We start from the raw sequence: 11,608 nt of genomic DNA on the forward strand, positions 1-11,608 counted from the left end.
TGCTTCACTTCCCGGTCAGCGCGCTATACAAAGTCCCGAGGAGGCCCTAAAACGCCTCGAACTGATTGATTGCCTGACGGAGAAGCGCGCGCCATGGCCGACGACATCGAGATTGATATTGACGACCTCGGGCGTCGGATGGAGGGGGCGATCGCCTCGCTGAGGACGGAATTCGCCTCGCTGCGCACCGGCCGCGCCTCGGGTTCGATGCTGGAGCCGATTCAGGTCGACGCCTATGGCCAGATGACGCCGATCAACCAGCTGGGCACCGTCAACGTGCCCGAGCCCCGGATGGTGACGATCAACGTCTGGGACAAGGCGATGGTCAACAAGGTGGAAAAGGCGATCCGTGAATCGGGGCTGGGCATCAACCCGCAGCTCAACGGCACGATCATCATGCTGCCGATCCCCGAACTGAACGAGGAACGCCGCCGCGAGCTGACCAAGGTCGCCGGGCAATACGCCGAACACGCGCGCGTCGCCGTGCGCAACGTGCGCCGCGACGGCATGGACCAGATCAAGAAGGCCAAGGGCGACGGCATGTCCGAGGACGACCAGAAATTCTGGGAATCCGAGGTGCAGGAACTGACCAACAAGCATATCGGTCTGATCGACAAGGCTCTCGAGTCGAAGCAGGAAGAAATCATGCAGGTGTGACGGCCCCTCCCCGTGTGTTTCGGGGCGTCGCAATCGTATTTTTGACCCGGAGTTCCCATGCCCGATCCGTCCGGCACGCCCTGTCATGTTGCCATTATCATGGATGGCAATGGCCGCTGGGCAACGCAGAAGGGCTGGCCCCGGCTGGTTGGCCACCGCAAGGGGGCCGAGCGCGTCAAGGAGATCGTGCGCGCCGCGCCCGATCTCGGCATCACGCATCTGACCGTCTACGCCTTCTCGACCGAGAACTGGAAACGCTCGACCGAGGAAGTGCTGGGGCTGATGAAGCTGTTCGCGCGCTACATCCAGCGCGAGGCCGAGGCGCTGAGCCGCGAGAATGTGCGCATGTGCTTCATCGGCGACCGGCGGCGGCTGGACCCGAAGCTGCAGGAACTGATGGCCTGGATCGAGAAGCGGACCGAGGCCAATACCAAGCTGACCTTCACCATCGCCATCAATTACGGCGGCCGGGACGAGCTGGTCCGGGCGGCGCGGCGGCTGGCGCGGCAGGTGGCGGCGGGCGATCTGGACCCCGCGGCGATCACCGACACCCTGCTCGAGGCCGAGCTGGACACGGCCTTCCTGCCCGAGCCCGATCTGGTGATCCGCACCTCGGGCGAGACGCGGGTGTCGAATTTCCTGCTCTGGCAGGCCGCTTACGCGGAATATGAATTCACGCCCGTCCTTTGGCCCGATTTCACGCCCGAGGTTCTGGGCGAGATCCTGCGCCGGGTTTCCGGGCGGGACCGGCGGTTCGGCGGGGTGAAGCCGTGAGCGATTTCTCGGATCTCAGGGCGCGGGTGATCTCGGGTCTGGCGATGGCCGTTGTGGGGCTGGGCGCGCTCTGGCTGGGCGGCTGGGCCTTCGGGCTGCTGGGGCTGGTGCTGGCGGCGCTGATGGGCTGGGAACTGACCCGGATGATGGCGCCAGCCGGGCCCGACGGCCGGGCCGAGGCCGCCGGTCTGGTCGCGGCGCTGCTGGTCGGGGTCTTCACCTGGTATCAGCCGGGCTGGGTCGGTCTGGCGGGGCTCGCGCTGGGGACGGCGGTCATGGCCTGGCGGATGCCGAAGGACCGGGTGATCTACGGGCTTTACTACGGGCTGATCCTCTGGGCCGCGCAGGGGCTGATCCTGCTGCGGGACGCAATGGGCTTCACCTTCGTGCTGTGGCTTTTGCTGATCGTCATCGCCTCGGACGTCGCGGGCTATTTCGCGGGCCGCATCCTGGGCGGGCCGAAATTCTGGCCGCGCTTCAGCCCCAAGAAGACCTGGTCGGGCACCGTGGCGGGCTGGATCCTGGCGGCGCTGGTGGGCGTGGCCTTCGTCCTCTGGGCGGGGATGCCCTGGGCGGTGGTGCCGATCTCGGCCGTGCTGGCCTTCGCCGGGCAGCTGGGCGACATCGCCGAAAGCGCCATCAAGCGGCGCATGGGGGTCAAGGATTCCTCGAACCTGATCCCCGGGCATGGCGGGTTCCTCGACCGGTTCGACGCGATCATCGCCGTGGCGGCGCTGGCGCTGGTGCTGGCGCTGCTGGGTGCCTTCGCCGGGCTGGCGGCCTGATGCGGCGGGTTTCGGTCTTCGGCGCGACGGGCTCCGTCGGGGTCAGCACGCTGGACCTGCTGGCCCGGCGCGCAGATATCGCGGTCGAGGTGCTGACCGGCGGGCGGAACGTGACCCTGCTGGCGCGGCAGGCGATCCTGCACAAGGCCCGGCTTGCCGTCACCGCGCATGAGGAATGCTACAAACCCTTGAAAGAGGCCCTGGCCGGGACCGGGATCGAGGTCGCGGGCGGCCCCGGCGCGGTGGTCGAGGCGGGCTACCGCCCGGCCGATTGGGTCATGTCGGCCATCGTCGGCGCGGCGGGTCTGGCGCCGGGCTTTGCCGCCCTGAGCCAGGGCAAGATCCTGGCGCTGGCCAACAAGGAATCGCTGGTGACGGCCGGGCCGCTGCTGCTGGCCGAGGCGCAGGCGCATGGCGCCACCATCCTGCCCGTCGACAGCGAGCATTCCGCGGTCTTCCAGGCACTGACCGGTGAAGAAATCGGCGCGGTCGAGACGGTGACGCTGACCGCCTCGGGCGGGGGCCTGCGCGACTGGCCGCTGGAGCGGCTGGCCGAGGCCACGCCCGACGAGGCAGGCAGGCATCCGAACTGGGACATGGGGCAGCGGATCACCATCGATTCGGCCTCGATGTTCAACAAGGCGATGGAAGTCATCGAGGCGCATGAATTCTTCGGCCTCGCGCCCGAGCAGGTGCAGGTCCTCATTCACCCGCAATCGCTGGTCCATGCCATGGTCGCCTTCCGCGACGGGGCGGTGATGGCGCATCTGGGCGCGCCCGACATGCGCCACGCGATCGGCTATGCGCTGAACTGGCCCGTCCGGGCCGAACTGCCGGTGGCGCGGCTGGATCTGGCGCGCGCCGGGCGGCTCGATTTCGCCGAGCCCGACCACCGGCGCTATCCGGCGCTGGACCTGGCGCGGCAGGTGATGGAAACCGGAGGGGCCTCGGGCGCGGTGTTCAACGCCGCCAAGGAGGTCGCGCTCGACCATTTCATCGCCCGCACCATCGGGTTTCTCGACATGGCGCCGGTGGTGGAGGCGACGCTGGCCGCTTACGCCGCCCGCGCCCCGATCAACCGTCGGCCCGAGACCTTGGCCGAGGTTCTGGCCATTGATGCCGAGGCCCGCGCATTGGCGGGGACCGCGGCCCAGGCCCGCCGCGCGGCGGCGGTCTGAGAAAAGGAAAACGCATGGGTCTTCTGCCCGATTTCGGCAATCTGCTCTTTACCGTGGGGGCCTTCATCGTCGCTTTGTCGATCATCGTGACGGTGCATGAATACGGCCATTACATCGTCGGCCGCTGGTCCGGCATCCATGCCGAGGTCTTCTCGGTCGGCTTCGGGCCGGTGCTGTTCAAGCGCACCGACAAGCGCGGCACGCAATGGCAGATCGCCGCCTTGCCCTTCGGCGGCTACGTCAAGTTTCTGGGCGATGCCAACGCCGCCTCGGCCGGGGCGGACGAGGAGGTGATGTCGCATCTCGACGCCGGGCAGCGGCGGCACACGATGCATGGCGCGCCGCTCTGGGCGCGGGCGGCGACGATCTTTGCCGGGCCTGCCTTCAACTTCCTCTTCTCCATCGCGGTTTTCGCGGGGTTCATCGCCGTTCAGGGCCTGCCCGCCGAACAGCCGCGCGTCGGCCAGATCTTCCCCTTGCCGCAAGCCGTGGGGCTGGAAGAGGGCGATCTGATCACCGCCGTCGACGGCCGCCCGACGCCGGAACTGAGCGATTTCTACACCGTCGCCAACGAGATCGAGCCGGCCGCCACGGTTCCCTACACGGTCGAGCGGGACGGCGCCGTCCTGACGGTCGAGGGGCCGCATCCGATTCCGGCCCGGGCGGCGGGGATCGCGCTGGCCTCGGCGGCGCGGGATGCGGGGATGCAGACCGGCGATGTGGTGCTGTCGGTGGACGGCGCTCCGGTCCTGGCCTTCTCGCAACTGCCGCCGCTGGTCGGCGCGGCAGGCGGAGAGCCGGTGGCACTGGAAATCTGGCGGGACGGGGCGGTCATCGACCTGTCGCTGACCCCGCGCCGTACCGATCTGCCGCTGGCCGATGGCGGGTTCGAGACCCGCTGGCTGATCGGCCTGCAATCGGGCACCTTCTTCGAGCATCCGGTGCGCAATGTCGGGCTGACCGAGGCGCTGCCGCTGGCGGTTGGCCAGATCGGCACCATCGTGTCGAATTCGATCTCGGGCCTCTATCACATGATCACCGGTGCGATCAGCACCTGCAACCTGTCGGGTCCGGTGGGAATTGCCGAGACCTCGGGCGAGATGGCCAAGGACGGGCTGGCGAGCTTCATCTGGTTCATCGCCGTGCTGTCGACGGCGGTGGGGCTGCTGAACCTGTTCCCGATCCCGATCCTCGACGGCGGGCATCTGGTGTTCCACGCCTATGAGGCGGTTCGCGGCAAGCCGCCGAGCGACCGGGTGATGGGCGCGCTGATGACCACCGGGCTGGTGCTGCTGGGGGCGATGATGCTCTTTGCGCTGGGGAACGACCTGTTCTGCTAAGGGGCTGTTAACCCTGTCCTCAGGCAGTCATGGCTCGGCCGCATTTGCGCCATGATTGGGCGGGATACCGAAGGAGAAAGTCCCTCGGCGTCCCGCCTGATTTCGGAGCCTTGCCATGCATCTGGTCCTTCCCGCCACGCGCAGCCTGCGCAACCTCTACGCCCTGTCGTCGGACCGTCTGTGGTTCCTTCTGGCTACTGTTGCCGGGCTGGTGGTGGCGGGCGAACTGGTCGAGATCCTGCTGACGCACAACCTCCCGTCGATGGAGATTCTGGGCCTCTGATCCCCGGCCGGCAGAGGCCTTACGCGAATCGTCCCGCCCGCCGCTCCTGGCGCGGCGGGATTTTCCTTGGGGCGATGCCGCGAATCCCCACATGCTGCGAAATCGACTCCGACCGTACGCAACTCTTTGACAATCCTGCCCCGTCTCGATAGCAAGACTCAAAACAAACGGCGGTAATAACGGGGCTTTTGGATGCGCGGCACAAATGTGAACCTGCATGCGCGCGCCCTCGCGGGGGCGATGCGCCCGGTGCGGGGCTTGGCGGCAGTTCTTCTCGTTTCCTCTGCGATTTCAATCGCGGCGGCAGGTGGGGCTGCAGCGCAGGCCTATCGTTTTTCCAACATCGACGTTCAGGGGAACACGCTGATCGACGACGATCAGGTGATCGCCTTCGCGAGAATCGCTCGCGACCGCAGCATGAGCGGGGCGGATCTGAACGCGGCCTATCAGCGCGTCGCGGGCACCGGCTTTTTCCGTCAGGTGGATTTCACTCCGCGCGGCAACACGCTGGTCATCACCGTTCAGGAATATCCCCTGATCAGCCGCGTCGCGTTCGAAGGCAACCGCCGGCTGAACGATGAGCGTCTGGGCGGCGTCGTCACCTCGCGGTCGGGCGGCGTCTATTCGCCCGCCACGGCCGAGGCTGACGCCAATGCCATCGCCGCCGCCTATGCCGAGGCCGGGCGCCTGTCGGCCCGCGTGACGCCGCGCCTGATCGAACGCGCCAATGGCCGCGTCGATCTGGCCTTCGAGATCGAAGAAGGCGCGGTGGTCGAGGTCGAGCGCATCTCGTTCGTGGGCAACCGCACCTTCAGCGAGCGCCGCCTGCGCGGGGCGCTGGCCACGGTTCAGGCCGGGCGTCTGTCGACGCTGTTCCGCGCCGACAACTACAACGAGGCGCGCGTCGCCCGCGACCGTCAGGCGCTGCAGGATTTCTACCTGTCGCGCGGCTTCGTCGATGTGCAGGTCCTGTCCGGCGTGACGGAACTGACGCGCGAGCGTGACGGCGCCTACGTGACCTTCACCATCCGCGAGGGGCAGCAATACCGGATCGGCCGCGTCTCCGTCGTGTCCGAGATCGGCGGCATCGACGCGGCGCCCTATCAGGCAGCGCTGACCGACCGCACCGGCATGCTGTTCACGCCGACCATGGTCGAATCGCTGATCCAGCAGGCCGAGCGCGTGGGCTACGAATCCGGCCAGCGCTTCGTCCGCGCCGAGCCGCGTCTGGTGCGCAACGAGCGTGACGGCACCATCGACGTGGAGCTGGCGCTGGTGCGCGGCGAGCGCGTCTTCATCGAACGGATCGACATTCAGGGCAACGTCGCCACCCAGGACAACGTGATCCGTCGCCAGTTCGACGTGGCCGAGGGCGACCCGTTGAACCCGCGCGAGATCCGCGAAGCGGCGGCGCGCATCCAGGCGCTTGGCTATTTCTCGGACGTGCAGGTCAACCCGGTGGCGGGTTCCTCGCCCGAGCAGGCGGTGGTCGATGTCCAGGTCGAAGAGACGCCGACCGGCTCGCTGGGCTTCGGTCTGAGCTATGGCGCGGATGACGGCATCGGCGGCAGCATCACCTACAACGAGACCAACTTCCTGGGCCGCGGTCAGCGGTTGAGCGTCCAGATCTCGACGGTGTCGAGCGCCCGCAGCCTGTCGTTCAACTTCACCGAACCGGCGCTTCTGGGCCGGGACCTGGCCTTCGGTATCGCCGTGGGTCTGTCCTCGACCACTTCGAGCGACACGGCGCGCTTCGGTTCGCAGCGGCTGCAATTCTCGCCCTCTCTGACCTTCCCGGTCAGCGAGTTCGGCCGACTGTCGGTGCGCGCCTCGATATCGCGCGATGAGCTGACGGTGGCGGCGGTTCCGGCAATTCCGGCCGATGACACCATCGCCGCCCGCATCCGTCAGGACGCGGGAACCGCCTTGACCTCGTCGGTGGGCTATACCTATTCCTTCGACAACCGGCGCAACGGGCCTGACCCCGACCGCGGCTTCGTCTTCCGCTTCGGGCAGGATGTGGCGGGGCTGGGCGGCGATCGTCGCTGGCTGCGCACTACGGTGATGGCGGGCTATGAACGCCGGGTCTTCAACGGCGACGTGACCCTGCGCGCCGAGTTCGAGGCCGGGGCGATTGCCCATCAATCGGGCGACAGCCGGATCAACGAGCGCTTCGTGCTGACCTCGGACCAGTTCCGCGGCTTCTCGGCCTATGGCATGGGGCCGGTGGCCTACAGCGCCAATGGCTCGCGCAACGGTCTGGGCGGCAACTTCTTCGCCGTTGCCCGTCTGGAAGCCGAATTCCCGATCGGCCTGCCGGCTGAGTACAACATGCATGGCGGTCTGTTCCTGGACGTGGGTTCGGTCTGGGGCATCGACAATCCGGGCACGATCTGCGCCGGTGCCGCCCCCTACAGCAATTGCGTCATCGACGACCGCACGCTCCGGGCCACTGCCGGTGTCTCGCTGTTCTGGAACTCGCCGATGGGGCCGCTGCGCTTCAACTTCTCGACGCCGATCATGAGCGAGGACTACGACCAGCCCCGCCGCTTCGACCTTTCGATGGCCACCCGGTTCTGATGACCCGCCTGGCCGTGATCCTTCTGGCGGGGGCGCTCTCGGGCGCCCCCGTTTTCGTGGCGGCGCAGACCGCGCCGCCGGTCGCGCCCCAGGTGCTGGCCCCGCCGCCCGAGGGGGTCTCGAGCGTGCCGTTCCGCATCCTCGATCAGGACCGGCTGCTGCGCGGCTCGGTGCTGGGGCAGCAGATCCTGGCCCGGATCCGCGAGGCCGAAAGCCAGCTTGCGGCCGAGAACCAGCGGCTTTTCGACCAGCTGGCCGAGGAAGAGCAGGCGCTGACCGATGCCCGCGCCGGTCTCGGCGCCGAGGAATTCCGCCGCCGCGCCGATGCCTTCGACACCCGGGTCGAGGCGATCCGGGCCGAGCGGGCCGATGCCAGCCAGGCGCTGACCCTCTGGTCCGAGCAGCAGGCGCAGCAATTCTTCGACACGGCGCTGCCGGTTCTGGTGCAGATGATGAACGAGGAAGGGCTGCTGGCGCTGTTGAAGCCCGATGTGATGATCCTGGGCTCGGACTGGCTGGATGTGACGGATGCCGCCATTGCCCGGCTCGACGCGGCCATTGCGTCGGGCAATCTGGTGGAGGAAGGCGTGACCCCGCCGCCCGATCCTGTCCCGCCCGCGGCCCTCGATCCTGAGACCCCGGATGCCGCCCCCGCTGAGCCAGCGCCCGCCCCGACGCAGCCTTGACCCGGCGCTCTGCCTTGTCGGCGGGGGGCTAAGTTGTTAGTGCTGCGGACAAGGCCCCTGGCCTTGAGGCGAATTCCAGCGGAGTGCACAGATGTCCGAACCCCTTCAGACCCGTGACTGGTCCTCCACCTCCGAGGCGGATCTGTCGCTTATCATGCGCATCATTCCGCATCGCTACCCGTTCCTGCTGATCGACAAGGTCAAGGGGATCGAGGTCGGCAAGGTTGCGACCGGCGTCAAGAACGTCACCTTCAACGAGCCGCATTTCCAGGGCCATTTCCCCGGTGCCCCGATCATGCCCGGCGTCACCATCATTGAGGCGCTGGCCCAGACCTCGGCGGTGCTGGTCGGGCTGACGCTCGACCTCGTGGACAAGAACCCGCTGGTCTATTTCATGTCGATCGACAAGGCCAAGTTCCGCCGCAAGGTCGTCCCCGGCGATGTGCTGGAGCTGAAGGTCGAGGTGCTGCGCGGCTCGACCAAGATCTGGAAATTCCAGGGCACGGCGACGGTCGACGGCGAGATGGCAGCCGAGGCCGAGTTCATGGCGATGATCGACCTGCAAGGGCGGGGCTGAGCCGTGGCGGTCGATCCTTCGGCGCGGGTCCATGCCTCGGCCGTGATCGAGGACGGCGCGGTCATCGGCCCTGAGTGCGAGATCGGCCCCTTCGCGGTCATCGGGCGGGAGGTGACGCTGGGCCGTGGCGTGGTGGTCAAGTCGCATGCGGTGATCACCGGCTGGACCGACATCGGCGACGAGAGCACGATCTTTCCCTTCGCCAGCGTCGGCGAGATCCCGCAGGACCTGAAATTCAAGGGCGAGCGGACCCGGCTGGTGGTCGGCAAGCGCACCCGTATCCGCGAGGGCGCGACGCTGAACACCGGGACCGAGGGCGGCGGCGGCGTCACCCGGGTCGGCGACGATTGCCTGATCATGACCGGCGCCCATGTCGGCCACGACGCGCAGATCGGCGACCGCGTGGTGCTGGTCAACAACGTGGCCATCGCCGGGCATTGCGTGATCGGCGACGATGTGATCGTCGGCGGGCTGTCGGGCGTGCATCAATTCGTGCGCATCGGCAAGGGCGCGATCATCGGCGCCGTGACCATGGTCACCAATGACGTGATGCCCTATGGGCTGGTGCAGGCGCCGCGGGGCGAACTGGACGGGCTGAACCTGGTGGGGCTGAAGCGCCGCGGGGTGGAGCGGGCCGAGATCACCGCGCTGCGCGCCGCCTATCAGATGCTGGCCCAGGGCGAGGGGACCTTTCTCGACCGCGCCCGGAGGCTGGCCGAGGAAACCGAGAGCCGCCATGTGCGCGAGATCACGGATTTCATCCTCTCGGCCTCGGACCGCTCCTTCCTGACGCCGAAATGAGCCGCATCGCGCTCATTGCCGGGGCCGGAAGCCTGCCCGCGGAACTGGCCGCCCGGCTGGAGGCACCGCTGATCTGCGCGCCCGCGGGGGTGCAGCCGGTCGGGCTGACGGTCGATCAGGTGTTTCATTTCGAGCGCCTGTCGCCCTTCCTGCGCGCCCTTGGCGACCGCGGGATCGAGACGGTGGCGCTGGTCGGCGCGATCCATCGGCCGCGGCTGGACCCGGCGCTTTTCGACCGCGAGACGGCGGCGCTGGTGCCGGATCTGCTGGCGGCGATGCGCGGCGGCGACGACGCGGCGCTGCGCTGGATCATCGGCCTGATCGAGGAATACGACCTGCGCGTCGCCGGTCTGGGCGAGCTGGCGCCGGACCTGCTGGCGGGCGAGGGGGTGCTGGGCGCGCGTGCCCCGACCGAGGCCGAGCGCGCCGATGCCGAGCGAGGCCGCTCGGTGCTGGCGGCGCTGGATGCGGTCGATGTGGGGCAGGGCTGCGTCGTGGCCTCGGGCCTCTGCCTGGGGGTCGAGACCCTCTACGGCACCGATGCGATGCTGGAGGACGTGGCCCGCCACCGGGCCGAGCGCGAGCCGCAGGCGGGGGGCGTCTTCGTCAAGCGGGCCAAGGCCGGGCAGGATCTGCGGGCCGATCTGCCGACCATCGGCCCGGGAACGGTGCTGGCCGCGGCAACCGCGGGTCTGACCGGCATCGCGTTGCAGGCGGGCCGCGTCGTGGTGCTGGACCGCAAGGGCGTTCTGGCGGCGGCCGATGCGGCGCGGATCGCGCTCTGGGCCGAGCCGTGAGGCTGTTCCTGATCGCGGGCGAGCCCTCGGGCGATGCCCTGGGTGCGGCGCTTATGGCGGGGCTGAAGGCGCTGGCGCCGGGCGTGGTGTTCGAGGGGGTCGGCGGGCCCCTGATGCAGGCTGAGGGGATGCAGAGCCTCTTCCCGATGGAGGAACTCTCCATCATGGGGCTGGCCGAGATCCTGCCGAAATACTTCCATCTCAAGCGCCGGATCCGCGAGACGGCCGAGGCCATCGGCCGCGCGCAGCCCGCGGCGGTCATTACCATCGACAGCCCGGATTTCTGCCTGCGGGTGCTGGCTTTGGCCCGGGCCGCGAACCCGGGGCTGAAGACGGTGCATTACGTCGCGCCCTCGGTCTGGGCCTGGCGGCCGGGTCGGGCGGCCAAGATGGCGCGCTGGGTCGACCATGTGCTGGCGCTGCTGCCCTTCGAGCCGCCCTATATGCAGGCGGCCGGGATGAGCTGCGATTTCGTCGGTCATCCGGTGGCGGCCGAACTCGTGGCGTCCGGGGCCGAGGTGGCGGCGTTCCGGGCGGCGCATGGGCTGGAGGGGGCGCCGCTGCTGCTGGTCCTGCCGGGCTCGCGCCGGGGCGAGATCGAGCGGCTGGGGCCGGTGTTCGGCGAAGTCGTCCGGGGCCTTTCGGTGCCCGGGCTGCGGCTGGTGGTGCCGACGGTGGCCTCGCGCGCGGCGCAGGTGCGGGCGCTGGTGGCGGATTGGCCGGGCGCGCCCGTGGTGCTGGACGCGGCCGAAGTGCCCATCGCGGTGAAGCGCGCGGCCTTCGGCGCGGCAGATGCGGCGCTGGCGGCCTCGGGCACGGTGTCGCTGGAACTGGCGGCCTCGGGCACGCCCATGGTCATCGCCTATCGGATGGCGGCGCTGAGCCAGGTGATCATCGGCCGGATGCTGAAGATCGACACGGTGACGCTGGTCAATCTGGTGAGCGAGACGCGAACGGTGCCGGAATTCATCGGCCCGGCCTGCAAGGCCGAGGACATCGCGCCCGTGCTGTCGTCGCTGCTGGCGGGCGGACCCGGCCGGGCGGCGCAGGAAGCGGCGATGGCCGAGACCATGACCCGGCTCGGCCGCGGCGGCGAGGCGCCGGGCTTGCGCGCGGCGCGCTCGGTGCTGGGCTATCTCGGGGGGCCGGG

General features: G+C 68.8%; 12 protein-coding genes. All 12 read left to right on the forward strand.

Going from position 1 to position 11,608, the window contains the following annotated elements:
* The first annotated feature begins 93 nt into the window (after positions 1-93).
* Entirely contained in the window at positions 94-657 is a 564-nt protein-coding gene (gene frr, locus VDQ18_RS20165; protein ID WP_323022693.1) for a ribosome recycling factor, read from the forward strand.
* A gap of 57 nt (positions 658-714) precedes the next feature.
* Entirely contained in the window at positions 715-1,431 is a 717-nt protein-coding gene (gene uppS, locus VDQ18_RS20170; protein WP_107752572.1) for a polyprenyl diphosphate synthase, read from the forward strand.
* Positions 1,428-2,216, forward strand: a complete 789-nt coding sequence (locus VDQ18_RS20175) for a phosphatidate cytidylyltransferase (RefSeq protein ID WP_323022694.1) — start codon at positions 1,428-1,430, stop codon at positions 2,214-2,216. Before uppS ends, VDQ18_RS20175 begins: the two co-directional genes overlap by 4 nt.
* Positions 2,216-3,394 carry a 1-deoxy-D-xylulose-5-phosphate reductoisomerase gene (gene dxr / locus VDQ18_RS20180; protein ID WP_323022695.1) on the forward strand — a complete coding sequence of 393 codons (1,179 nt, stop codon included), beginning with the start codon at positions 2,216-2,218 and terminating at the stop codon, positions 3,392-3,394. The genes VDQ18_RS20175 and dxr overlap by 1 nt, the downstream gene beginning before the upstream one ends.
* 14 nt (positions 3,395-3,408) lie before the next feature.
* A complete protein-coding gene (rseP, locus tag VDQ18_RS20185) occupies positions 3,409-4,734 on the forward strand; it encodes an RIP metalloprotease RseP (protein WP_323022696.1) in 1,326 nt (441 codons plus the stop codon).
* 115 nt (positions 4,735-4,849) lie between these two features.
* Complete coding sequence (locus tag VDQ18_RS20190) at positions 4,850-5,017, forward strand: hypothetical protein (RefSeq protein WP_323022697.1); 168 nt, start codon at positions 4,850-4,852, stop codon at positions 5,015-5,017.
* 192 nt (positions 5,018-5,209) lie between these two features.
* Positions 5,210-7,597, forward strand: a complete 2,388-nt coding sequence (gene bamA, locus VDQ18_RS20195) for an outer membrane protein assembly factor BamA (protein ID WP_323022698.1) — start codon at positions 5,210-5,212, stop codon at positions 7,595-7,597.
* Complete coding sequence (locus tag VDQ18_RS20200; protein ID WP_323022699.1) at positions 7,597-8,283, forward strand: OmpH family outer membrane protein; 687 nt, start codon at positions 7,597-7,599, stop codon at positions 8,281-8,283. Before bamA ends, VDQ18_RS20200 begins: the two co-directional genes overlap by 1 nt.
* A 91-nt stretch (positions 8,284-8,374) precedes the next feature.
* Entirely contained in the window at positions 8,375-8,860 is a 486-nt protein-coding gene (fabZ, locus tag VDQ18_RS20205) for a 3-hydroxyacyl-ACP dehydratase FabZ (RefSeq protein WP_323022700.1), read from the forward strand.
* Positions 8,861-8,863: 3 nt separating this feature from the next.
* The gene (gene lpxA / locus VDQ18_RS20210; RefSeq protein WP_323022701.1) at positions 8,864-9,661 is read left to right on the forward strand and encodes an acyl-ACP--UDP-N-acetylglucosamine O-acyltransferase; all 798 of its coding nucleotides are present in this window, start codon (positions 8,864-8,866) and stop codon (positions 9,659-9,661) included.
* Positions 9,658-10,458, forward strand: a complete 801-nt coding sequence (locus tag VDQ18_RS20215; protein ID WP_323022702.1) for an LpxI family protein — start codon at positions 9,658-9,660, stop codon at positions 10,456-10,458. Before lpxA ends, VDQ18_RS20215 begins: the two co-directional genes overlap by 4 nt.
* Positions 10,455-11,608 (forward strand): lipid-A-disaccharide synthase (gene lpxB, locus VDQ18_RS20220; protein ID WP_323022703.1); only part of this gene is annotated, 1,154 nt, incomplete at its 3' end. The genes VDQ18_RS20215 and lpxB, both read left to right, overlap by 4 nt.

This window comes from Pararhodobacter sp., assembly GCF_034676075.1.
Taxonomy (GTDB): Bacteria; Pseudomonadota; Alphaproteobacteria; order Rhodobacterales; family Rhodobacteraceae; genus Pararhodobacter.

What these genes read in the sequence shown, in the direction of transcription:
- frr (WP_323022693.1), top strand. Translation starts at nt 94, where the DNA reads ATGGCCGACGACATCGAGATTGATATTGACGACCTCGGGCGTCGGATG.
- uppS (WP_107752572.1), top strand. Translation starts at nt 715, where the DNA reads ATGCCCGATCCGTCCGGCACGCCCTGTCATGTTGCCATTATCATGGAT.
- dxr (WP_323022695.1), top strand. Translation starts at nt 2,216, where the DNA reads ATGCGGCGGGTTTCGGTCTTCGGCGCGACGGGCTCCGTCGGGGTCAGC.
- rseP (WP_323022696.1), top strand. Translation starts at nt 3,409, where the DNA reads ATGGGTCTTCTGCCCGATTTCGGCAATCTGCTCTTTACCGTGGGGGCC.
- VDQ18_RS20190 (WP_323022697.1), top strand. Translation starts at nt 4,850, where the DNA reads ATGCATCTGGTCCTTCCCGCCACGCGCAGCCTGCGCAACCTCTACGCC.
- bamA (WP_323022698.1), top strand. Translation starts at nt 5,210, where the DNA reads ATGCGCGGCACAAATGTGAACCTGCATGCGCGCGCCCTCGCGGGGGCG.
- VDQ18_RS20200 (WP_323022699.1), top strand. Translation starts at nt 7,597, where the DNA reads ATGACCCGCCTGGCCGTGATCCTTCTGGCGGGGGCGCTCTCGGGCGCC.
- fabZ (WP_323022700.1), top strand. Translation starts at nt 8,375, where the DNA reads ATGTCCGAACCCCTTCAGACCCGTGACTGGTCCTCCACCTCCGAGGCG.
- VDQ18_RS20215 (WP_323022702.1), top strand. Translation starts at nt 9,658, where the DNA reads ATGAGCCGCATCGCGCTCATTGCCGGGGCCGGAAGCCTGCCCGCGGAA.